Raw genomic sequence first — 23,230 nt, 5'->3', positions numbered from 1 at the left:
TTTTCCTCCTAATCGGCTAACCTTCAGGTTAGATTGAGAACTTACCCTTTGTCATTTTATTCAAAACCGTGTTCAATATGATGACGATGATCAAAATCCCTACCGCCAGGGCCGAAGCCGTCTGCTGGCTTGTAAATGTCTGATATTCGAACAACTGCACGCCTAAAGTCATAGTATCTTTTGAATACAACAAGGTAGACATGGTAAGTTCATAGAAACATGGCATGAAAATCAGGAACCAGCCTGCAACGGCAGACGGGCTTATAAGCGGAAGGACAACATCCTTCAGACGGCGAAGCCATCCGGCTCCCGCAATCTGAGCCGCTTCTTCCAGCGAAGGGCTGATCTGAGTAAAAGCGGAAACTACTGTCCGCATACCCATCATCATGTATTTGATCATGTAAGCAATAACCATGATGCTAACCGTGTTATATATGTTTATTCCAAACTTTCCGGTCATCGTCATGATCAAAGCCAATGCGATTACAACACTCGGTGTTCCGGATCCCACGGTGATAAGGAAGTCGGGAATTCCACGGCCTTTTGTCGTCGTACGCTTTAAAAGCCATGCCATTGTGATGCTGACCACCATCCCGAAGGTCGCTGCCAGAATTGCCATGTAGACACTGTTCTTGAATGCCGTTATGATCGCCTTTCTGGAAAGGACAATCTTCCAATATTTCCATGTTATGTTCTTAGCGGCAAAGAAGGGTTTTCCCATATTCTGCGTGATTGAAGTCGCAATCACCGTCCAGAACGGTATGACCACAACAACAACGGCAAACAAAGACACAAGGGCTGTAATCGGGATTCTCCAACGGCCAAGGTCAACAATAGCCGGATGTGTGGACTTACCTGAGACAGTAATATACTCTTTCTTACCGACAACAAAGTTTGAAACATATAGAATTATCAAAGCAACGACCATAAGAAACACCGCAAGACAAATCGCATGCGTAAGGCCTTCCGAGTTGCCGATCTGAACATAATCGACGATTCGAGTAGTCACGGTATAGATCTGACCCGGAGCGCCGATGATCGAAGGAATTCCATAGGCCGAAGCCGATGCCACAAACATGAGCAATGACGCTGCAATGAGGCTGGGCAAAGTTAACGGAATTGTAACCGAAAGCAATGTCTTCAGTGGCGACGCCCCTGAAATTCTCGAGGCCTCTTCCAAAGAAGGATCCATTTTCTCCATTGCTCTTGAAATAGTGATGAAAGCATAGGGATAATAGAAGGTTGTAAGTACCCATACCACACCGCCGGTCGTATATATGTTAAACGGACAGGAAGGCAGATGGAATATTTTCATCAAAACAACGTTCATCGTTCCTACCGTAGGGTTTAAAAGGCGGAGCCATGCCATAGCTCCAACATACGGCGGAACCATATATGTCATAACAAATATCGTCCTGAATAATTTCTTTCCATAAAGGTTTGTGCGTCCGACAAGCCATGCCAAAGGGAAAGCCAGCAAAACGCCGAAAACCATTGTAAGCGTTGCCGTAACAAGAGTTGTCTTTAAACAAGTCCAGTTAAGCGCATAAGAATAGATGTTCTTAAAACCGGATAATGAAAAGCTGCCGTCTATATAAACGGAGCGGACAATAAGATAAAAAATCGGGAACACTTGAAAAACAAGCATGAATCCGACAATTACAGATATGATTATACACTTGAAATCAAAATAGAATTTCTGATCCAGTGTTTCTTGCTGATTCATATTCCAGCTCCTGAAAAGGGAATGCAGCCGTCTGCGGAAACTACAGGCGGCTTTAAAAAATTATATGAAACTACTTCTTGATTGTGATTTTTTCTTCAAACATTGTGCGGATTGTGTCGCGTTCCTTGTAACACTTCTCCCAGTCAATATCAATTGTCTTGGCAAACATCTTATCGTTTGGAAGAGAATCATACGGCGTGTAATCAACGTCTTTTCTGACAGAGTGCATCCAGCCTTTGACGATAGCTTTCTGTCCTTCTTTTGAAAGGAACCAGTCTGTAAGAACTTCACAGGCGGGAATGTTATTATTTGCACTGTATTTCGCTTCAACTGTCATGATCGCAGACGGGCATGACAGGACACCGTCTTCAGGATAGATGCATTCGATCTTTGAACCTTCTTCTTCACGTTTCTTTAGAACAGACTCCTCAAGAATCATGATCTGTTTGCATTCACCTGTCTCAAGTTTTGTAAGAGCTACGGAACCTGATTCTACAGCCACTTTCTGCTTATTAAGAGCCTTGAAATAGTCTTCGCCATAAGCGCCTAGAAGACCGACAATCGAAGCCATTGCCGTTCCCGATGTAAGCGGATTGGACATGGAGATATATCCTGAAAGCCTTGGATCTGTAGCAAATTCCTTAAATGTTACGGGAATATCCTTGCCTTTAGTATATTTTTCAGGGTTATAGGCTAATACCATAGTGCAGATACGTACAGGATACCATGAACCGTCAGCGTCATAGGCAAATGCGAGATTTGCGGCTTCCGGTGTCTTGTATTTGTGGAGAAGCCCAGCTTCCTTCAACTCAAGTGCATAGGCAGGTTCTGCAACCATTAGGATGTCGCATCCTAATTTTCCGCTTTCTTTTTCTGCAGCAATCTTTGCCTGAAGTTTTCCTGTTCCGCCATAGAAGAATTCCACATCGCAGTTTGGGAAAAGGGTTTCAAGTTCCGTATCAATAGCATCGATAATGTCCTGATACATTGAAGTGTAGATAACAACCTTGCCGCTAACATTAGCATTTGCTCCGGCCGAAACGGTTTCTTTTTGACCGGCCGCAAAAACCATTGAGCATACGGCAATCATAGCCGCAGGAACAATAAACTTTTTCATCATATCCTCCTATAATAAACGGTAATGTACTTTTACCTTTTATCCAGTATAATTTAGAAAGGCAGGATTCATAGTGTTTGTAAATTTTTTTAAGTTTTGTAACTTATGTAAATCACAGATACATAAATTAGCTTCTCCACTAAAAAAACGTCCCATTTTCTTTCAGATATTCTTCGTCAACACCGCCATTTCAATTTTTGCAATCAGCTTCGTTTCCATTACAATTCTTTCGACAAATCTGGAAAGAACAAAACAGCTTCTCATTTCAAACTGTGAAAACATGGCTACAAGCCTTGCGGAAAACTACATAATATATGATGCGCTGGTTTCAAAAATGGCTACTACAAGACTTATCACATACCTTGACAACATCGTAAAAAACTCCACAACAATCGACAGCATCACTATAATCGACACAAAACGGATATGCATCTATCACTACGACGGAATGCCGGTCGGTACGGAAATTCCGATTCTTCCGCTGAACAACAAGAAAATCCAGACCCAGATGATAGAGATTGGGACCGACAACAAGGGACGGCCTATCAAGCAACTTTGCGCCTTTGTTTCAATCAAAACCGAAAGCGGAGTTATATACGGGTACGCAATCGTCGGAATTTATATGAACACATTGAGAAATCTGAATCGCTCGTATATACTGCGCTATTTTCTGATAGTTCTGGCGACTCTTGCCACAACAGTTTCAACCTCTTATTTTATCATTTCACGTATCAGGAAAAGCCTTATGGGGTACGAACCGGAATCTTTCGCAAACCTGCTTATCCGCCGCAACAAAGTTCTTGACAATCTTGAGGAAGGTCTGATTGCAATCGACACGAACGGAAACATCAGCGTATGCACAGAAAGCGCATGCAGACTTTTTAATCTTCCAAAAGGAAATTATGAAGGCAGAAACCTCAAAGAACTGAAAATCTGCACGGAGTTGCTGCCGGTCATTGAATCCGGTAAGGCGGAATACAACGTTCCGCAGACCCACGAAACGAATTCTTTGATCACAAATTTCATGCCTATGAAAGAAGGAGATCACATAATCGGTGCGGTTGCAATCATCAGAGATCACACGACATTCAAAAACATGGCCGAAGAGCTTACAGGATTCCGTTTCATAGTTGAAGCCTTGCGCTCAAATATGCACAACTTCAAGAATGAACTGCACATCCTGCTTGGAATGCTTCAGCTCAAGGAATACGACCTTGCAATGGATTACATAACACATTTCAATTCATTGCAGACATCCCAGAACACCGTAATAAAAAACATACAGAACAAGACGATTGCCGCTCTTATCCTGGGAAAAACGAATGAGGCGAAGGAACAGGGCATTGACCTCCTTCTGGAAAACACAAGCACATTGCCGCGGCACGATCCGTATCTAAGCACATCTCAACTTACAATCATACTTGGAAACATCCTTGAAAATGCGATTGAAGCCACAAAATCAATAGAAAAGGGCGGACAAATCAAACTTTTCATTTCCTCTGATGTTTCCTGTCTGCGCATAAATGTGGACGACAACGGATCCGGAATTCCAACGGAATTCCAGGATAAAATATTCAATCGGGGTTTTTCAACCAAAAAGGAAAAGAAGGAGAACCACGGAATCGGCCTTTATTCCGTAAATAAGATAATTCAGGACTGCAAGGGCATGATCCAGATTGACAGCGCTCCCGGCGAAGGCACTTCCATTTCCATTCATATAAACAAAAAACGAGGGGCAATAATTTCACCCGAATACACTGAAAAGGATACCGATATATGATCACAGCAGCTATTATTGAAGATGACCCTATGGTCTGCGAAATAAACAAACGCTATCTGGAAAAAGACGGAAGGATGGATGTAATTACTACATTCAACAACGGAGTTGAAGCCCTGAACTACCTTACGTCAAATGAAGTTTCCCTGATACTCCTTGATGTCTACATGCCAAAACTCAACGGCTTTGAATTCCTGAAGACGATCCGCAGCAAAAACATCTGTTCGGACGTCATCCTTGTAACCGCAGCGAACGATTTTGCCAGCATGGAAAAAGCATTGCAGCTAGGCGCCTTGGATTATCTTGTAAAACCTTTTGAATACAAGCGCTTTACTCAAGCCTTGGACAAATTCTTCTTCAAGCAGAAGATGCATGGAAAACTCCATGTTCCACTTTCCCAGAAAGAAGCCGACGAGCTGTTCAGCAACCAGGAAAATTTGAACACAGAGCCTTTTGTGAAAGGGATCCAAAGCCGTACACTTAAAGTGATAAAAGATCACTTTACTAAACACAAAGGCAAAAAGTTTTCCGGCACGGAACTTGCAAAAGAGATCGGACTTTCCCGAGTGACAGTCCATAAATATCTGAATTACCTTGAAACACAGAAATTCCTAAACACCGAAATAGACTATGAAACCGATGGCCGCCCGCGGCTTTTGTACTTTACGGCTGAAAACCGGAATGCATAGTCGTCCGCTTCAGATCCTTTGCGACAAGTTTTTATTCGTCTTTTGCCCAGTCAAAGGCATATTTTACGGCCTTTTGCCAACCCTTTAATATTTTAAGGCGCTCTTCGGACGGCATTTCAGGTTTGAAAAGTTTATCGACGGCGCGGTTTTTAATCACGTCGTCTTTGTCTTTCCAATATCCTGTGGCAAGACCTGCAAGATAGGCCGCTCCCGTGGCCGTGCTTTCGACGCAGCGCGGACGCTGGATAGGCGCATTTATTATATCGGCCTGTGTCTGCATAAGAAAATTATTTTTACACGCTCCTCCGTCTACTTTCAATACCGAAAGATCTATTCCCGAATCTTTTTTCATGGCGGAAAGAACGTCGTTTGTTAAGAACGCTATGGATTGCAGCGTTGCCCTTATGATGTGATACTTATTGACTCCGCGCGTTATTCCCACGATGATACCGCGCGCATATTGATCCCAGTACGGCGCTCCCAGTCCTGTAAAGGCGGGGACTACATAGCAGCCGTGCGTGTCTTTTACGCGCGTCGCCATATATTCCGAGTCCGCAGACGTGTCGATTATGCGAAGCTCGTCGCGAAGCCATTGGACGGCGGCCCCTGCGACGAAGATGGAACCTTCGAGCGCATAGTTGATTTTTCCGTCGATTCCCCATGCGATCGTCGTGATAAGCCCGTTTTTTGACGAAACGGGTTTTTCGCCGGTATTCATAAGCATAAAACAACCGGTGCCGTATGTGTTTTTTGCTTCTCCCGCATTAAAACACGTCTGTCCGAATAAGGCCGCCTGTTGATCGCCTGCGGCTCCCGCTATTTTTACGGATTTTCCGAAATAAGAAGAATCGGCTTCGCCGTAAACGCAGCTTGAAGGCTTTACTTCAGGCAGCATACTTTTAGGAATGTTTAAAATCTTTAAAATCTCGTCGTCCCACTGTAACGTGTGGATGTTGAAAAGCATTGTCCTGGAAGCGTTCGAATAGTCCGTTACATGGGTTTTCCCCTGTGAAAGTTTCCAAATCAGCCATGTGTCTATAGTGCCGAACAGAAGTTCGCCGTTTTCAGCCTTTTCTCTTGCTCCGCGAACGTTCTCAAGTATCCAGCGCAGTTTTGTTCCTGAAAAATACGCGTCAAGGATAAGTCCCGTCTTATCCCTAAACAGATCCGAAAGCCCCTGCCGTTTAAGAGAATCGACAAATTCCGCCGTTCTGCGGCATTGCCACACTATCGCATTGTATACAGGTTCGCCTGTGTTTTTGTCCCAAACTACGGTAGTTTCCCTTTGGTTTGCGATTCCTATAGCTTCGATGTTTTCCGCCTTGGCTCCTATTTTTTCCATAGCTTCAACGGCGACTGCGTACTGCGTTGCCCAAATTTCATTTGCGTCGTGTTCCACCCATCCGGGTTTAGGATAGATCTGCCGGAATTCTTTTTGCGCCGTACCGCATATGCGGCCTTTTTTATTAAAGAGGATACAGCGATTGCTGGTGGTTCCCGAATCCAAAGACATAATATATTTAGACATTTTATCCCTCCGTAATAAATTCGGCAATTTTTTGTAAAGCTGTGATCTATCCGGTTGTACTTACGATAATTTTAACAGTATTTGACAGTCCCGACAATCCTATGATAGCCTGTTTGTATAAGGGAAACTTAAGCGGGGCATGGCGATGGATTTTTTTTCGGATTCAAAGATAATTACGGCTGTAAGAAACGAGGATACTTTTAATAAATGTTTGAAAAGCGATTGTAAGGTTGTTTTTCTTTTATTCGGCACTATTCTTACCGTTTCCGACTATGTGCGAAAGTTGAAGGAACATAATAAAACCGTCTTCGTTCATCTTGATTTGATCGAAGGGCTTTCAAGCAGCAGGTCGTCGGTCGACTATATCGATAAGATGACCGAAGCCGACGGAATAATTTCCATAAAGCAAAGTCTTTTGAAATACGCCAAAACGCTCGGTTTTATAACAGTCCTTCGCGTTTTTATGCTGGATTCAAAATCGATAGAATCTCTTGAAAAAATCGATTCGGATCCGTCCGTTGATATAATAGAAATGATGCCCGGCGTAACGCTTACCATTTTATGCAATGAAATCGCAGGCAGCAAAAAGACGATTATAGCAGGCGGCCTTATAAGAAGCGGGGACGATGTTACGAGGATTCTCCGCTCGGGCGCGAGCGCCATCTCCACGTCCGACAGCCGCCTTTGGGAATAAGCGCTTACGCGGTTTGGGCGGTTTTTTGTTCGGTCAGCAAAGAGGCTATGTCGTCAATCTTTTGCTGCCGCACGATCGCCTTTGTAACTTCAAGCTTCTTTTTGCCTTTTATGCTCGGAACTTCAAACATAAAATCCATGAGGATTTTTTCGACGATTGTGCGCAGTCCTCTGGCTCCCGTCTTTTGTTTTATCGCTATATCCGCTATTTCTTCAATCGCCTCATCCGTAAAAGACAGGTTAACGTCGTCAATGGCGAATGACGCCTTAAACTGCTTCGTAATGGCATTTTTAGGCTGGGTTAGAATTGCGACCAAGTCGTCTTTCGTGAGTTCTTTTAAAGCGACCATTATAGGCATGCGTCCGATCAATTCCGGAATTAGACCGAATTTTACCAGATCGTCGGGACAGACTTGATTTAGCAGCGCCATGCGCTGTTCTCCGCTCATCGTGTTTATATTTGAACCGAATCCCATAGAATGTTCGGAAATGCGCTGTTCAATGATTTTGTCGAGCCCCACAAATGCTCCCCCGAGTATAAAAAGAATGTTAGTGGTGTCTATTTCAATCATTTCCTGATTGGGATGTTTCCGCCCGCCTTGGGGAGGGACGCTTGCCTTTGTGCCTTCTATTATTTTAAGCAAGGCTTGCTGAACGCCTTCGCCTGAAACATCCCGCGTTATGGATGTGTTTTCACTTTTACGTGAAATTTTATCGATTTCGTCGATAAAGACGATTCCGCGCTCCGCTGAAGCTATGTTACCGTCTGCAGCGTTTATAAGTTTTAAAAGCACGTTTTCGACGTCTTCGCCTACATAACCCGCCTCGGTTAGCGTCGTAGCGTCGGCTATGGCAAAAGGAACCTTTAGCCTTTGGGCGAGAGTCTTCGCAAGCAAAGTTTTACCGCTGCCGGTAGGGCCTATTAAAAGAACGTTAGATTTTTCGATCTGTATGTCGTTTTCCTGCTTTTTATTTGCGGACTTGGACATTCGTTTGTAATGATTATATACGGCCACCGAAAGAATCTTTTTTGCATCGTCCTGACCGACCACATATTGGTCCAAATAGTTTTTAAACTCTTTGGGAGAAGGAACCTCGCTCATCTCTATGGGAGAAACTGAACGCTCTTCCTGATCGAGGACGCTCTGACATACGGCCGTACATTGATCGCATATAAAGATATTTCCTGCAGGTGCCGCCACTAATCTCCGTTTTTCGTCTGCGGGTTTGCCGCAAAAAGAACAATATTGGGACGATGAATTACCGAATCTTATCATCTTTTTTTCTTCCCTCCATAATGTGGTCGATAATGCCGTATTCGAGCGCTTCTTTTGCCGGCATGTAAAAGTCTCTTTCCATATCGGCTGCAACTTTCTTTTCCGGTTTTTTTGTTTTTTCAGCAAAGTACTGTATCGTAAGCTTTTTTAACCTTATGATCTCTTTAGCCTGAATTGCGATGTCGCTTTCCTGTCCTTGAACTCCGCCCCAAGGTTGGTGGATCATCACACGTGAAGAGGGTAGTGCGAACCTTTTTCCCTCGGAACCGCCTGCAAGCAGGATTGCCGCCATGCTTGCCGCCTGTCCCATGCATATCGTCTGAATATCGCATCTTACGTATTGCATGGTATCGTATATTGCAAGTCCGGCCGTGACCGAGCCTCCCGGAGAATTTATATACATGCTTATGTCTTTTTCGGGATTTTCGGATTCGAGAAACAGTATTTGCGCTACAATCAGATCGGCCATGGCGTCGTTAATATCACCGTCTACAAATATGATTCTGTCCTTTAAGAGTCGTGAAAAAATGTCATATGTGCGCTCTCCGTTTCCGCTGCGTTCCACGACATACGGAACAAGAGAATTCATCCGTTCATTCATCATCCACCTTCCTTAAAAAACGGCATCCTCGGAAATTGAAATTTCCTCGTATGCCGTTTTCGTGCGCACTTTGCGCACAATTAAATCGGCAATATAAAATTATATCCTATAATATACAAATAAATAAGAGATTAGGCAAAAAAAAAATAGGGCTGCCGAAAAAGTAACCGACTTTTGAGACAGCCCCATTTTCCCGCGTTTGCAGAAATCCGTCAGCGTTTGAACAGATCCGCAAATGCTACCTTATCGCCTTTGACAACTTTTACTTCGCCGTAAAGCTGTTTATAAAGTTTTTGCTCCTTTGCTTCGTCGATAAGATATTCTTTGGCTCTGGGATCCGCATAGCGTTTTTTTATTTCATCTACCGTCGCGCCGCTTTCTTCGGCTATGCGCTTGTATTCTTCGTCAATCTCTTCGGGCGTTATTGAAATATTTCGGTCACGCAAAAGCGATTCCACTATAATTCTTGATTTAAGCATCTTTTCACTGTCGCCTGTCCATTCTTTAAGCATTCCTTCTTTTGACTGTCCGGCCGAACTTATCATTTTATCGAGCTGTTCGGTTGTCGTTTGGAATTGCTGTGCCATCATCTTCCAGCGGCTCTGAAGTTCCGCGTCAAGCATCGAAGACGGAATGTCGAATTTGTTTTTTTCTATAAGCTGAGAAAGCAAGTCGTTGTTCTTCATTTCCGATATACGGCGATTTTTTGCAAGTTCAAGGTTCTTCGTGATATCTTTTTTTAGGTCGTCAAGGGTTTTATATTTTTCATTTACGTCCTGCGCCAACTCGTCGTCAAGCTTGGGCAAATTCCTTATTTTTATTGCCGTAACCGTCACGCTGATTTTTTTTGTTTTTCCGGCGAGCTCTTTGTTGTCGTCGTCTTTTTTATATTTTTTAACGATGTCCTTTGTTTCGCCTTTTTTCATTCCTATTATATCATCGTCGATCTTATAGATATTTTCTCCGCTGCCTACGGTAAAGACAAACCCTTCCCGTTTTGACGATTCTATCACATTGCCGTCGTCGTCCGTTTCGCTGTAGTTGATCGTAACTATATCGTCCTTTTGAACTTTTTCATCGTCTTTTTTGTCCATCACTGTGGCGTTACGATCCTGAACGGCCTTAAGCTCTTCTTCGACTTCTTTTTCCGTTATAGTTACCTGCGGTTCTTTTACAGTGACGCCTTTGACATCGATGTTTTTTACTCTCGGAAATACGTCATAGGTTACCGAAAAAGTCAAATCTTTGGCCGCGTCGAATTCCGGAAGAGTGTCCATAGCCGGTTGCGCATACGGTAGCGGGCGAAGTTCTTTTTCATTTTCGTCGGAAAAAATTTCGTTTAACGCTTTGTCTATTAAGTCGGTCATAACGTCGGCTTTAAGGGCGTTCCCGTATTTTCTTTCCAAAATGGAAACAGGTACGTGGCCTTTTCTGAATCCGGGGACTTGGGCATTTTTAGCATATTTTAAGACGATCTGTTTGTAGTTTTCAGCTACATCGTCTTTATCAACGGTAACCGTCAATTTAACGGCGGATTTTTCCAGTTCTTCAATTTTTTTCGAGAGTTTCATGCGTACGTCCCCTTAAAATAAAATAGGTGAATATAAAGTAAAAAAGCGATCCGGATCGCTCCGCATCGCCGTTTTATAAGAGCGGGAAACGGGAGTCGGACCCGCGACATCCACCTTGGCAAGGTGGCGCTCTACCACTGAGCTATTCCCGCAAAAATTATGGTAAAAACCGTTCCTTAAAATTGCGTCGCCGCAGAAATCGTCAGATTTCGAGGGTGGCGCATACGTTAATTCGCGACGTTTCGGCTTTGCCTGAAACTCGCAGTTTAACGAGACGGCGTCATATAGCCGTCGAAGTTAAACGTTCGGTTTTTGTGCTCAAATATTGAACGGCAGCTTTTGCACCGCTTTATCTTTATAAGAGCGGGAAACGGGAGTCGGACCCGCGACATCCACCTTGGCAAGGTGGCGCTCTACCACTGAGCTATTCCCGCAAGTATTTTGCGCATACTTTAAAACTAAAATATGCGAGAGGAGGGACTTGAACCCTCAAGCCTAAGCACTAGATCCTAAGTCTAGCGTGTCTGCCAATTCCACCACTCTCGCGTTCGGACCGTGAGCCTGTTCGCTTGGATCGATAAAGGCATTTTAATGAGCCATGCCGGCTTCGAACCGACGACCCGCAGATTAAGAGTCTGCTGCTCTACCAACTGAGCTAATGGCCCTTGTTTGTTACTTATGATATGGATATTGCGTCCGACACGGCTCGAACGTGCGACCTACGGATTCGAAGTCCGTTGCTCTATCCAGCTGAGCTACGAACGCATATCAACAGGTTACAGCCGCGCTGTATCTTGTAGCAAGGGTGCCGGGTGGGATTTGAACCCACGACAACCAGATCCACAATCTGGCGCTCTACCCCTGAACTACTGGCACCAAGTAACTGATAAAACCTAATATAACAAAAAAAACTTTACTTAGTCAAGCCGGCGGGGCGGCGAAAAAGACGGAGGCAAAAACAGCGGATGGCGCACTGGCGGTGTTGTTCGCAACGGTGGCGGCGCCGTGCGTAACAGCGTAAGAAGTTTGCCGGAAAATTTAGTGTGCAGGCATAAATATCGGAAAGCGTATTTATATTAATATTTTTTATAAAGCCGTTTTTTTTTATGCCGATAATGAAAACGGAGAAGTGCAAATGACAGAAATGGAAAAAACGCTTGAAATTACCGATATACTTAAAAGTCAGAATCTTATCCTTGATTCCATTATTTCAGCTCAAGTAAAAATACGCGAAGCCGTAAAAGTAAAAGACTGGAAGGTTCTTCAGGACAATATCGAATTGATTCAAAAAAAATCTGCGGTTTTTGTAGCTTTGGATAAGCAAAGAGAATTCCTTTCGTCTTCGCTTTCACCGGAAGAATTGAAAAGTCAAATTCCCGCCGTAACTCAGATACGCGGAAAACTTATAAAATCCAAGATTGAAAACAATACTCTCGGAAACTACGTAAATTCCGTACGAGGTTTTATACGCGGTGTGCTTGATACGGTAGTCCCGCAAAGGCGCAACACTCTTTATTCACGCAAGGGAAATATAATACATCCGAGTCCCGAAAGCGTTGTCGTAAATAAGTTATTTTAAGGCGGTAGACTATGGCATCATCATTCGCAGGAATTGAAATAGGAAAAAGGAGCCTTAACGCTCATAATCAGTCGATCACTACTGCAGGACACAATATCACCAACGCGGGCACTGAAGGATATTCCAGGCAGCGGGTTGAAATAAAGGCGTTTGATCCGATTTACAGACCGGATCTAAGCCGTGCGGAAGTTCCCGGACAGATAGGACAGGGGGCGGCGGCACAGAGCATAAATCGTCTGCGTGACGAAATGCTTGATCAGCGTATTACCGCACAGGCAAATCAGGAATCCTATTGGGCTACGCGCGAAAAATATTACATGATGCTTGAACAGATCTATAACGAACCTGCCGATGTTTCAATACGCAGTAATATGGATAAGTTTTGGCAAGGCTGGCAGGAACTTTCCGTTCATCCTGAAAGCCAAGCCGCCAGGCAAGCCGTCGTAACGCGCGGAGAAACCCTTACGGAATCCATTCATCAAAGATGGGCTTCGCTCGCCGGAATCGGGAATCTTTTAAACGGCGATATCGAAGCTACCGTAAAACAAGTAAATAATTTTGCAAATCAAATTGCAAATTTGAACGGTGAAATAGTACGTTCGCGAGCCATGGGAGACAACCCGAACGATCTGCTCGACCGCCGCGATCTTTTAGTTGAAAAATTGTCCGCCCTTGTAAATATTACAAGCGATCAACGCGATAAAGACGAATTTATGATCCACGTCGACGGGCAAATCCTTGTACAAGGATCTGTCGCAAGAAATTTTGACGTTCAATCCGTTACCGACAACAACGGTTATTCTAAAGTAGTGTGGAAAGACACGGGAAACAACGCCTTCTTTACGGGAGGAACGCTGGGCGCTCTTATCGAATTGCGTGACGTTGACGTAAGAAATGAAATTCAAAGTCTTAATACGATGACGCTGAATTTTGCAGACCTTGTGAACGACATCCATAGAAACGCGATAGGCGCTAACGGGGTTACGGGTCAGGACTTTTTTGTACAGCAGCCCTTTGTCACGAACGTAAACGGGAACTACGACTCTACGGGCGACGGTAACTTTGACAGCACTTACGTATTTCGCTTTACGGGAACGAACGCTCTGAACGCCCAGGACAATATAGGTCTTGAAGGCGTTATAACTCTTTCCGGTCAGGACGGGAACGTACAAGTTCCGTACTATGCGACGGACACGGTTGAAAAATTAATAAACCGCATAAACGACAGTACGGGAGAAGTGAAGGCTTATTTGGATAGAAATAACGCCCTCGTTTTAAAAGCCACGCCCGCGCAGGATGTCGAACTTCCTGATTTTGTCATTCGCCGCGTTGAAGATTCCGGTTTTTTTCTGTCGGGCTACGCGGGAATTTTAAATGGAAGCGGAGAAGAGAACGCATATGACTTTGCTCAAGCGGATGCAGTAAACGCTCTTAACGGCGCACAGATTGCGGTGTCGCCTGTTTTAAATCCCGCGGCATATATTGAAATAAATAAAGTCTTACGCAACGACGTCATGGGCGTCGCCGCAGCTTATCCCGACGCCGCCGGAATGATGAATCTCGGCGACGGAAAGGCCGCTGTGGATATTGCCGCGATAAGAAACACTCCGATTATGATCGGGCGGCTCAGAACGCTTGACGATTACTTTGCGGACTCCGTCACGAACGTAGGTTTAAAAGGCGAACAGGCGGAAACAAATCTTTTAAGTCAAAACGCTCTTATGGCCGATTTGAGAAATCTCAGGGATTCCATAAGCGGAGTGAATATTGACGAAGAGCTGGCAGATATAATGAAATTCCAGCACGGTTACAATGCGGCTGCAAAGTATGTAACCGTAGTGGATGAAATGCTTGATACGATCATAAACAGGCTCGGCGTATAGGATTCGTGCAAATTTTATCGAATTGCGCGTAAAGCGCGCACAAAAACGGCGTTAGGAAACCGGAATTTCCTTGTATGCCGTTCTATGAGGTGAATAAATGAGTAGAATCAGTTCAAATATGGCAAACACTTCGGTGCAGTTTAATCTAAGAAACCAGGAGGCTCGCGTAAATAAGGCGAATAATCAAATGGGAAGCCAGCAGCGCATACAGCAGCTGCGCGACGATCCCATTGCGGCCGGTCATCTGGTACGTTATCAGTCATATTGGACGCGTATAAATAACTTTGAAAAAAATGCGCAAACGTTAAGCGACGCCTATGTCGTACGCGAAGGGTACATGTCGAGTTCCCTTGATATGATGCAAAGAATAAGAGAACTTGCCGTCACCGGTGCAAACGGCGTCTATCAAAAAGACGATCTTAAAAACATGGCGTCGGAAGTCGACGAATTGCTTCAACAGCTTGTCCAAAATGCAAACGCCATAAGTTCCGACGGTAACTCGCTTTTCGCAGGAACAAATCTGAAGACAACCCCGTTTGATATTGAAATGGGCAGTATTCAAGGCTATCCGGATCCTGTTATTTCAAACGTACGATATAACGGTAATATCGATACGAATAAGATCGAAATCGATGAAAATAAGTACATAGTTTCGGACAGCGCGGGTAACCGTGTATTTTGGGCGGAACAACAGCAGCTTTACGGCGGGCGGGATCTTTCAAGCTGGCAGGCCGATGCGGACAGCGTTATTTCCGTAGACGGGACACAAGTTAAAATTTCCGCAGGAGATAACGTATACGCTCTTATTTCAAAGATAAACGACAGCGGAGCTCCCGTAAAAGCTTCCATCGATCCTGTGACGAACGGTTTAAACCTTGTAACCACAGATCCTCATCAGCTTTGGCTTGAAGACGTGCAGGGCGAGGTTTTGAGCGGACTCGGCATAATAAAGGATTCAAGTCAGAGACCGCCGTATAATATCGGCAATAACGTGCGCGTAGCAGGCGGTTCCATGTTTGACGCCGTTATCGCTTTGCGCGACGCGATGCTTTCAGGCGATACTGAAACAATAGGCGGACGCGCTCTAGGCTTGATCGACGGCGGCATTTCAAACCTTGTTACGCGGCTTGCAAAGTCCGGCTCCGAATATGAGCGCTTGCAGCAAAACGTTATGCGCAATTCACAGACAGCTCTCAATGTCGATCAGCAAATATCCCGTGAAGGCGATCTTGATTTTACAAAGGCCGTTACGGATATGAAGATGTTGGAATATGTTTACCAAGCGACTCTTCATACGGCGGGGCAATTATACAGAAATTCGCTTTTAAATTATATGAGATGAGTCTTGTAGCAAAATAATTTGGAGTTAAGCTTACATGGATGTTAAAACGAAGAGCATGGGGATCATTTCCGTCGACGAAGATCACGTGATCACTTTACCGGACGGACTGTTCGGTTTTGAAGATTTTAAAAAATATGCCTTGGTAGATTCGCAATACGAACCTCTGCTATTGATGCAGTCGCTTGACGAACAAGGGCTTTGTTTCTTTCTCATAGATCCGTTTCTTATCTGCAACGATTATGAAGTCGACGCGGACGATAAAATTCTTGAAAAAATAGATTTAAAAGAACCTTCGGACGTCTGCGTTATGGCCATAGTGACGGTTCCCGCGCACGGTTCTCACGTTACGGCAAATCTTCAAGGGCCGCTTATCATTAACCGTAAAAACCGCAAAGGTATGCAGATCGTGCTTCCGAATGATAAATATACTACAAAGTATGATATTTTAAAGGCTCTTAAGTCGGGAGGAAAGGCCCAATGCTGATCCTTGCCCGAAAAATCGACGAAAAGATCAAAATAGGCGAAGATATCACGTTGACGATTATTGAAGTACGCGGCGATCAAGTAAAGATAGGAGTAGAAGCTCCTAAAAACATAAGAGTTTTCCGCCAAGAGGTTTTTGACGCCATTCAGAGTGAAAATAAGGCGGCCGTCGCTCCCGAAAACGAGTCCTTGGACGAAATTTCAAAACTGTTCAAAAAGTGACGAATCCGTACGGTGAATACGATTTTCCGATTCTTTCGGTGTTCAAGAGAATAGCGCGTTTTGAAAGCGAGATACTAAAGGCGAGGTTCCGTAGCCCTCGTTCGGACACAATACGGCTGGAAAAGCCGGGTACGGGTTTATTCCGAAAGATTTTTTTCAGCTTCGCTTAATCGCAAATATTCAGGTCCCTCGTAGTCCGCAAGCGGGGCTTGTTTTTTTTCTATCATTTCTTCGGCAATGGCAAATAAACTGTCCGTTGAAGGAATATTTCCTTTTATATGATTTATCGAACCTTTAAAATCCGGCAAAAGGTTTTTTAGAACAAAAATAAACGCCTCATAGTCCGGACCGCAAATGAGCAAATTTTTAAAATTTTTAAGACTTTCTGCAAGATCCTTTGCTTCATAATCTTCTGCTTCAAGGATCGTTTTTTCACCCTCGTATGCGGCTGCATAAAACCTGTCCCGTTTTGCGTCTATAACGGGGACTATGACCTTTGAAAGATCTCTGAACGGGTACGCATAGGTTTCAAGAGATGAAATTCCGTAAACCGGAATGTCGTGCGCCAATTCAATAGCCTTTAACGCCGAAATCCCGAGCCTCAGTCCCGTAAAAGAGCCAGGCCCCTTGCACAAAACCGTATAATCAAGATACTTGCTCTCAAGATCGGTCTGTTTAAGCACGTAGTCTATCGCAGGAAGGAGATTTTCGGATTGCTTCATCGCTATATCGAATACGGCGGTTACCGTTTTATCTTCATTTTTTGCAGCTATAAAAATTTTTCTGTTTGCAGAGTCAACGGCTAAGGCTTTCATCTTTATTTTATTCCAAAGTTCCGTAAGGCCAGTTGTCGATTTCAACGGTTCTTGTTCCGTCGTCCTCAGGTTTAAGGCGGATCACTATGGTCTTTTTAGGGAGTTCTTCCATTATTTTTTCACTCCATTCGATAATGCTCACTCCGTTTCCGTAAAGCATATCGTCGATGCCCAAGTTTATAAAATCCTGCGCCCCGTCTAAGCGGTATACATCCATGTGGTACAGCGGCATGCTTCCTTCGTATTCGGAAATAATGCAAAATGTGGGGCTGGTTATGGTATCCTTTACTTTTAAACCTTCCGCTATGCCCTTCGTTAACGTTGTCTTTCCTGCGGCGAGCGGCCCCTGCAATGCAATGATATCGCCTTTTTTTAAATATGAGGCGATTTTTTTACCGAACTCCACCGTTTTTTCGCTTGAGCTTGTTTTTAACGTAATCAGGGCAGTTTTCCTTCCAAATCCATCGTAAGGATCATCTGTGACAAGGCGTTTTTTATCGGGATGAGAGGATAATCCGGAGCCTTTAAAAAAGTGATCTCCACTTCCTTGTTGCCGAGAGGTCCGGTTTCGATCGTAAAAAGTATGGGCAGCTCAAGCGTCGAGGTGGGGACTGAAACAGCCGCTTCTGCGCTGAATTTACGCCTGTAATACAATTCTTCTTGCGTGCGTTTTATTTGCCGTAATTCAAGAATTTCCATCTTTGCTAAAACATCCTGATCTTTAATTTATGGGGGTCGCGGAAAACTTCGGCCTTTAGAGATGCCCTCATGTATTAAAATTATAAATATATGCGCTGATCCTGTTTTGATCTTTGAGCGCAATTTTAATAAATTTTATATGGAGTGTAAATACAGCTCTGTCGGGAGCTTTTTCGACGTCGCGAACCAAACCTATCACTCCTTCGATTTTAAAGGAATTTATCTCTCCGATTTCAAGCCCTATGTATTGATCTTTTTTTACGGAGACGGACGTGGTCATCGCGCATCCCTCGGACGAAATATTCGTTAAAAAGCCCTGAAAGCGTTTTTCATCGGGCACATACAGGATTTCACCCGATTTCCCGTTGTTTTTCGCTTCCACCTTTACGGACGAAAAATAACAGTCCCTGTTAAATGACAGCCGCTTTGTTCCCCTGCGGGTGAGCCGCGTCAAATCGCTGGAATGTGTGAGCAGCATTTGGAATGTTCCGTCGGTTGTAGTCTGATAACGTATGATGCGCGCGTGCATTTCATACTGTGCGTTTCCCTGCAGCATAAACATTATCTTTATCTTTTGAAGCTCTTTGGGCCTTAGTTTTTGATCTTTAAAAAGCAGCGGAACCTGAATGTAAAGCGCATCTTTGTCATGATTTATGAGCTTTAAAAGAAATTTTCGTTTGTAATCGTCGATATAGACAAAATCCACTCCGTCCGGAATGTTTTTTGAAGATTTTATTTCTCGTGAAATAACGTATGCTTGTTCAAGTTTGTATATGAGAATGTACAGCAGCGCTATTTCTTTTTCTCCGGCTTTTTTTTCTTTAAGATATGAATAGTGTTTTTTGAATAAGTCCGTGAGTTTTTCAGGAGAGTGTATGAGGTATTCGATGTTCGGTGCGGATTGTACGCGGCATATGTCCCACAATAAATTTTTTTCATCTTTTGAGAGGCCGTATTTAAGAACGACGGCGTTTACATTTTTGAGCTTTGTGGGCGTGTTTTGCTGTTTTGAAGCCCATTCGGGCGATGAATGACTTTTTAAAATCCGTAATAACACGGCGAGCAAAAGCAAAAGGCCGATAACAGCCAGACCGAGAAAAATAACACCTGCCCATTGCGTAACGTTCTGGCGCGCGAGCAAAGGCGAGCCAGGTACTGCAGCCCAATTATTCATGTGGCTCCTATTGAATTGCGCTCAAGGCTTCCGCCATATCTGCGATCCTTGGACAAATTTCATATTCCGCAATATCCCCTATCGTGACGGTGTCTTTCGCTTCAAGTGCATTTTTAAAATCGCCTAAAATTTTAGAGAAATCTTCAAAAAAATCTTGCAGAGTTTTCGTACCGATCTTAAACACCTTAAATCTCTCCGGAAAAAGGGCGGAAAAACTTGCCGCGTGGCAAAATTGATCTATTAGGTCTGCAAGCGCGGTTATTATCTTATGCGCTTTAGGATCTTCTCCCTTTTGCAAGAGCACAGGAATTTCCATTATGTCCTTTTGCATGTCTGTGAACGGCTTTTTTAAAGACGATAAAGATTCTATAACATCATATTCTGAAATTACGGTTAATTCAAGTCTCGTATCGGGTTTTAAAGGCTGCACGGCGATTTCGTCAAAATTTTCCGCCGGAATATTTTTGCCGTCAAGGTTTATCGCTACCGTGGCGGCCTTGTTTTCTTCGCAGGTTTTTGCAAAGGAGCGTAAAACGTCTCCCACCGTCTTTTCGTCTTCAAGAGTCACGTCGATCAATTTGCCGTTTATATAAAAATCCATTTTACCTGCCTTTATTTACTCTATTGAGATCTGTTTTTGTTCATACTATTCGAAAAATTTGATATGCTCCGCTGCTGATTTTCAAGGCTGTTTAGAGAGCTTTCCATCTGTCCGTATTTTTGCTTTAACTCCGATTCCTTTGCGTTTAATTGAGTTTCAAGGCGGGCGATCTTTGTTTCGGAGGATTTTATTTGTCTGTCGAGCGAACTTGTTTTATTTGCGAGTATGCCGCCGGATTGTACGTAAGCGGTAAGTTGACGGTCTAAAGCGTAGCCTATGCCCGAGTCGACTATGAGGTCGCCGTCCGTATCGTAGCCGAAAATGCTTTTTATCGATTCAAGATTGTTTTCGATATTGTTGTCCAATTTTTTTTCGTCGATTTCAAGGTAACCGCGGAGCCTTCCCGGAGAATAACCGGTAGCGCCGCCCGCTGCGTTTGTTGAAATGCCGATCTGATCCAGCATAGTGATTTCCGCCGTTTCGGAGTACCTGTACTGAGAAGAAATTATAGTCTGCAGTTGGTTTTTAACGTTTGCAAGCGAAAAATCGCTGAAAAATAGGCCGAGCCGTTTTTGTTTTTCTTCTTTTTCGCTGTCCGTCAGATATTCCAACTCGTCGATTATTTCAGGCTTGTTTTGTGAAAGTATGTTTATGTCGGCTATAGTCTTATTGTATTTGCCTACGAACTCTATGAGCGCGTTTTTTGCAGCATCTTTGTCGGGTTTTACGGTGATAATCGCAGTTTCCTTTGTCGGATTTTTTATGTTGAGGGTGACGTTGGGAACTACGTCGTCAATGGAATTTTCCGCTCTGCGGATGGTTATTCCCTCATATTTTATTTCCGCATCCCCTGCAGTAGAAACCGCGTTTAAAGGCGCAAAACCGGATGCGGTTTTGCGCTCATAGACTGAAAACGGCGAAACGATAAGTTCCTGTCCCGTATTTCTGTTTCGTATCACGATGGCTTCTACGCCCTGATAATCTGCAGAATTTAACGAAACGGACAACAAACCGGTGTTTTCATCGGTGGATAAGGATATTTTGTCGGCAAGCCGCTCGGTTCCGTCTGCAAGACGAACATATACGAAATTTCGGTTTTCCACGGGCTCTATAGGGCCCTTAAACTCCGGAGAGGGCAGGGCGGTCTCTGACGGTTCATTTTGCACCGTAATACCTTGAAATTCCGCTTCGCCTGCGTCGGGCAGTGAAGGTCTGCTTAAATTTTCATTTATTTCGATTGTAACATCGACTACGGGCGTCGTTTCCACTGTAAAAGCGATGACTGAATCGGCTTTAAATTTTTGAGGAAGCTCTACGGAAAATCCGCTTCGGGGAGGAACCGTAGTTCCTTTTTCGCCCGCGTAAACTTTTTTGTTTGAAATATCGGGCAAACCTTCCTGCTCTTCGAGCGGCACGTTCAATGTTCCCACATCTTTCAGTTCGTTGTTTTGCTTTCCGAACAGCGTAGCTTCGGGTTTTACAGGTCCTATTATGTTTACGGATTTTGCAAATTTTAAGGCGTCGTCGTTAAATTCCAAATGATTTACCGCGCCTGTTTTTAGGGACTCTATTAAAAGCGAAATTTTGCCGTTGTTCATGCCTACCGTATCGGCCTTTATAACGGAGTTTCCTCTTTTGTTCAGTGAAGAAACAAAGTCCGAAATTTTTCCTCCGTTCCATTTAAAAGAAATTTTTTTATCGTTTACCGTAAACGTGTATTTTCCGCCGGGAACTATGTAGTCTTTAGCGATTTCGGAAGACATAAACCTGTCGGCCGTAGCGGGAGCGATCACATCGATTTTAAACGATTCGTATTCCGCGTCGCGATTCGCAGTTGCCGTTACTGCATATTCATCGGTGGAGGACGTGAGTTTATTGTTAAAGGGATTATCGAAGGAATACAGCGATTTTACGCTGCTGCGCAGAGAAGACATGTCGGAATTAACGCTCCGCCATGCGCTTTGCTGTTCCTTATAATTGTCGAGATTCTCCTTCTCTCTTGTAAGAGGGATCCTCTCGACTTTCATAAGGCTTTCTACAAGATCGTTTGTCTTATACTGATCCGATATACCAGGTATGTTTATTCCGGCCATAGTTTAGTCTTTTTCTGCAGCCAGAACGCACTTAAATCATTTCATCAAATAAAAGCCCTATGGCTTTTCTGATTCTGATTTTAAGTTTTTGTATATCTGCAGACGGTATCTCCTTAATAACTTGCTCCGTATTAGGATCTACTATCTTAATAATGACGCTGCCCAATTCATTGTTTACGTTGAATTGCAGCTTGCGTCCCATAACCATATCCGACAGCCTTTGAAGCTGCTGGACGTCTTTTTCTATGTTGGCATTGTTTTCGACAATATTGTCGATAACTTTTGAAGCTCCGACCGTAATGTTTTCTATAGGCATTGCCTTTGCGATCGATGCAGGATTATAGTTTATACGGCCTTCCTTTGCCAAACTTTGCCCTATGTTACTTATTGTATTCATGGGCTCTTTCCTCCTGAAAGAAGAACCGGATGGGGGCGCACCCATCTGGTCCACGTATTGCTGTCAAAAAAACGACATCCAGAAGTTTCTTTAACCGCTTTACGATTTATCTCAGCAAAGCCAGTACACTCTGTGACTGGGAATTTGCCTGTGCGAGCATTGCAGTACCGGATTGTGTGAGAATCTGGTTTTTTGCAAAATTTACCATTTCAGAAGCCATGTCAGTGTCACGGATAAGCGATTCGGCCGCCTGAAGATTTTCGGCAGCTACGTTTACGCCGTTTGCAGCCATTTCAAAGCGATTCTGATATGCACCGAGGTCGGCTCGCTGTTTTGAAACTATCAGCAAAGCCTGGTCTACGGAATTGATCGCCATATTGGCCATATCCGGTGTCGAAATGCTTATTCCGCCGTCAGCACCCTGAACGCCTTTAAGCCCTAAAGCCTGTGCCGTCATAGTACCGATGAAAACACGCGCATTCTGATCCACATTTGCTCCGATTTGGAACTGCATGATCCGGCCGGAAGCCGAATCGGAAGCAAAACTTCCCGTAAGAATATTCATTCCGTTAAATTGAGCCTGACTTGCTATGCGGTCTACTTCAGATACAAGCTGTGATACTTCCACCTGAATTTGCATGCGGTCTTCATCGGAATAAATACCGTTTGCAGATTGAACGGCAAGCTCTCGTATTCTCTGAAGAATATCTGTAGTTTCCTGCAAATATCCTTCCGTTGCCTGAATAAAAGAAACACCGTTGGAGATGTTCCGACTTGCCTGGTTCAAACCGCGGATCTGGCTGCGCATCTTTTCGGATACTGCAAGCCCAGAAGCGTCGTCGCCGGCTCTATTAATTTTCTCACCGGAGCTGAGTTTTTCTATGTTGCCCGAAATCTCGTTGTATGAAACGCCTAAGGTGCGGTTAGCATACATAGCACTCATATTGTGATTAATAACCATGT

Annotated in this window: 22 protein-coding genes and 6 tRNA genes; 8 read left to right on the top strand and 20 right to left on the bottom strand. The window is 44.0% G+C overall.

What is annotated here, in order from left to right:
• Positions 1-28 precede the first annotated feature (28 nt).
• Together HRQ91_RS06935 and HRQ91_RS06930 are read right to left on the bottom strand one after the other, a co-directional pair.
• Positions 29-1,726, bottom strand: coding sequence for an ABC transporter permease (locus HRQ91_RS06935; protein ID WP_210118879.1), 1,698 nt, complete (start codon positions 1,724-1,726; stop codon positions 29-31).
• 70 nt (positions 1,727-1,796) lie between these two features.
• Positions 1,797-2,843 carry an ABC transporter substrate-binding protein gene (locus tag HRQ91_RS06930; protein ID WP_210118878.1) on the bottom strand — a complete coding sequence of 349 codons (1,047 nt, stop codon included), beginning with the start codon at positions 2,841-2,843 and terminating at the stop codon, positions 1,797-1,799.
• Between the two features lie 73 nt (positions 2,844-2,916).
• Here HRQ91_RS06930 and HRQ91_RS06925 point away from each other — a divergent pair, with 73 nt between their 5' ends.
• Complete coding sequence (locus HRQ91_RS06925) at positions 2,917-4,623, top strand: sensor histidine kinase (protein WP_210118877.1); 1,707 nt, start codon at positions 2,917-2,919, stop codon at positions 4,621-4,623.
• Positions 4,620-5,309, top strand: coding sequence for a response regulator (locus tag HRQ91_RS06920; RefSeq protein WP_210118407.1), 690 nt, complete (start codon positions 4,620-4,622; stop codon positions 5,307-5,309). The genes HRQ91_RS06925 and HRQ91_RS06920 overlap by 4 nt, the downstream gene beginning before the upstream one ends.
• A 31-nt stretch (positions 5,310-5,340) precedes the next feature.
• On the opposite strand, the gene glpK is transcribed toward HRQ91_RS06920, so the two are convergent.
• The gene (gene glpK, locus HRQ91_RS06915; protein ID WP_210118876.1) at positions 5,341-6,837 is read right to left on the bottom strand and encodes a glycerol kinase GlpK; all 1,497 of its coding nucleotides are present in this window, start codon (positions 6,835-6,837) and stop codon (positions 5,341-5,343) included.
• A 145-nt stretch (positions 6,838-6,982) separates the two neighbouring features.
• Here glpK and HRQ91_RS06910 point away from each other — a divergent pair, with 145 nt between their 5' ends.
• Positions 6,983-7,531, top strand: coding sequence for a glycerol-3-phosphate responsive antiterminator (locus HRQ91_RS06910; protein ID WP_210118875.1), 549 nt, complete (start codon positions 6,983-6,985; stop codon positions 7,529-7,531).
• A 4-nt stretch (positions 7,532-7,535) separates the two neighbouring features.
• Here HRQ91_RS06910 and clpX read toward each other — a convergent pair whose 3' ends face one another.
• The 9 genes from clpX to HRQ91_RS06865 all read right to left on the bottom strand — a co-directional run bounded on the left by clpX (position 7,536) and on the right by HRQ91_RS06865 (position 11,856).
• Positions 7,536-8,807, bottom strand: coding sequence for an ATP-dependent Clp protease ATP-binding subunit ClpX (gene clpX, locus HRQ91_RS06905; RefSeq protein WP_210118874.1), 1,272 nt, complete (start codon positions 8,805-8,807; stop codon positions 7,536-7,538).
• Positions 8,791-9,408, bottom strand: coding sequence for an ATP-dependent Clp protease proteolytic subunit (locus HRQ91_RS06900; RefSeq protein ID WP_210120759.1), 618 nt, complete (start codon positions 9,406-9,408; stop codon positions 8,791-8,793). The genes clpX and HRQ91_RS06900 overlap by 17 nt, the downstream gene beginning before the upstream one ends.
• Positions 9,409-9,620: 212 nt before the next feature.
• Positions 9,621-10,979: a trigger factor gene (tig, locus tag HRQ91_RS06895; protein ID WP_210118873.1), complete on the bottom strand. Its 1,359-nt coding sequence runs from the start codon at positions 10,977-10,979 to the stop codon at positions 9,621-9,623.
• A gap of 80 nt (positions 10,980-11,059) precedes the next feature.
• Positions 11,060-11,131, bottom strand: a tRNA-Gly gene (locus HRQ91_RS06890).
• Positions 11,132-11,341: 210 nt separating this feature from the next.
• Positions 11,342-11,413, bottom strand: a tRNA-Gly gene (locus tag HRQ91_RS06885).
• A gap of 32 nt (positions 11,414-11,445) precedes the next feature.
• Positions 11,446-11,525 (bottom strand) — tRNA-Leu (locus tag HRQ91_RS06880).
• A gap of 46 nt (positions 11,526-11,571) precedes the next feature.
• A tRNA-Lys gene (locus HRQ91_RS06875) sits at positions 11,572-11,644 on the bottom strand.
• Between the two features lie 26 nt (positions 11,645-11,670).
• Positions 11,671-11,744: transfer RNA gene (locus HRQ91_RS06870), tRNA-Arg, on the bottom strand.
• 38 nt (positions 11,745-11,782) lie between these two features.
• Positions 11,783-11,856: transfer RNA gene (locus HRQ91_RS06865), tRNA-His, on the bottom strand.
• Between the two features lie 258 nt (positions 11,857-12,114).
• Here HRQ91_RS06865 and HRQ91_RS06860 point away from each other — a divergent pair.
• From HRQ91_RS06860 to csrA, 5 genes are all read left to right on the top strand, one after another.
• Positions 12,115-12,558: a hypothetical protein gene (locus HRQ91_RS06860; RefSeq protein WP_210118424.1), complete on the top strand. Its 444-nt coding sequence runs from the start codon at positions 12,115-12,117 to the stop codon at positions 12,556-12,558.
• A gap of 11 nt (positions 12,559-12,569) precedes the next feature.
• Positions 12,570-14,441, top strand: a complete 1,872-nt coding sequence (flgK, locus tag HRQ91_RS06855) for a flagellar hook-associated protein FlgK (RefSeq protein WP_210118872.1) — start codon at positions 12,570-12,572, stop codon at positions 14,439-14,441.
• A 97-nt stretch (positions 14,442-14,538) separates the two neighbouring features.
• Entirely contained in the window at positions 14,539-15,783 is a 1,245-nt protein-coding gene (locus HRQ91_RS06850; protein WP_210118871.1) for a flagellar hook-associated protein 3, read from the top strand.
• A gap of 34 nt (positions 15,784-15,817) precedes the next feature.
• Positions 15,818-16,267, top strand: coding sequence for a flagellar assembly protein FliW (fliW, locus tag HRQ91_RS06845; RefSeq protein ID WP_210118870.1), 450 nt, complete (start codon positions 15,818-15,820; stop codon positions 16,265-16,267).
• The gene (gene csrA, locus HRQ91_RS06840) at positions 16,261-16,488 is read left to right on the top strand and encodes a carbon storage regulator CsrA (protein ID WP_210118428.1); all 228 of its coding nucleotides are present in this window, start codon (positions 16,261-16,263) and stop codon (positions 16,486-16,488) included. Before fliW ends, csrA begins: the two co-directional genes overlap by 7 nt.
• Positions 16,489-16,625: 137 nt before the next feature.
• Here csrA and tsaB read toward each other — a convergent pair whose 3' ends face one another.
• From tsaB to HRQ91_RS06800, 8 genes are all read right to left on the bottom strand, one after another.
• Positions 16,626-17,348 (bottom strand): tRNA (adenosine(37)-N6)-threonylcarbamoyltransferase complex dimerization subunit type 1 TsaB, encoded by a 723-nt coding sequence (gene tsaB / locus HRQ91_RS06835; protein ID WP_246473180.1) that lies wholly within the window; start codon positions 17,346-17,348, stop codon positions 16,626-16,628.
• Complete coding sequence (tsaE, locus tag HRQ91_RS06830; RefSeq protein ID WP_210120757.1) at positions 17,311-17,742, bottom strand: tRNA (adenosine(37)-N6)-threonylcarbamoyltransferase complex ATPase subunit type 1 TsaE; 432 nt, start codon at positions 17,740-17,742, stop codon at positions 17,311-17,313. Before tsaE ends, tsaB begins: the two co-directional genes overlap by 38 nt.
• A complete protein-coding gene (locus tag HRQ91_RS06825) occupies positions 17,742-18,002 on the bottom strand; it encodes a hypothetical protein (RefSeq protein WP_210118869.1) in 261 nt (86 codons plus the stop codon). The genes tsaE and HRQ91_RS06825 overlap by 1 nt, the downstream gene beginning before the upstream one ends.
• 67 nt (positions 18,003-18,069) lie before the next feature.
• Entirely contained in the window at positions 18,070-19,176 is a 1,107-nt protein-coding gene (locus HRQ91_RS06820) for a PilZ domain-containing protein (protein WP_210118868.1), read from the bottom strand.
• Positions 19,177-19,183: 7 nt separating this feature from the next.
• Complete coding sequence (locus HRQ91_RS06815; RefSeq protein WP_210118867.1) at positions 19,184-19,777, bottom strand: hypothetical protein; 594 nt, start codon at positions 19,775-19,777, stop codon at positions 19,184-19,186.
• Positions 19,778-19,797: 20 nt separating this feature from the next.
• Positions 19,798-21,870, bottom strand: a complete 2,073-nt coding sequence (gene fliD / locus HRQ91_RS06810; RefSeq protein WP_210118866.1) for a flagellar filament capping protein FliD — start codon at positions 21,868-21,870, stop codon at positions 19,798-19,800.
• Between the two features lie 31 nt (positions 21,871-21,901).
• On the bottom strand, positions 21,902-22,267 hold the full coding sequence (locus HRQ91_RS06805; RefSeq protein WP_210118865.1) for a flagellar protein FlaG: 366 nt from the start codon (positions 22,265-22,267) through the stop codon (positions 21,902-21,904).
• A 106-nt stretch (positions 22,268-22,373) separates the two neighbouring features.
• Positions 22,374-23,228 carry a flagellin N-terminal helical domain-containing protein gene (locus HRQ91_RS06800; RefSeq protein WP_210118864.1) on the bottom strand — a complete coding sequence of 285 codons (855 nt, stop codon included), beginning with the start codon at positions 23,226-23,228 and terminating at the stop codon, positions 22,374-22,376.
• Between the last annotated feature and the right edge of the window lie 2 nt (positions 23,229-23,230).

The sequence above is a fragment of the Treponema parvum genome (assembly GCF_017893965.1).
GTDB lineage: Bacteria > Spirochaetota > Spirochaetia > Treponematales > Treponemataceae > Treponema_D > Treponema_D parvum.
The sequence above is the reverse complement of the archived record's forward strand: the minus strand, read 5'-3'. Positions and strand labels throughout refer to the sequence as shown.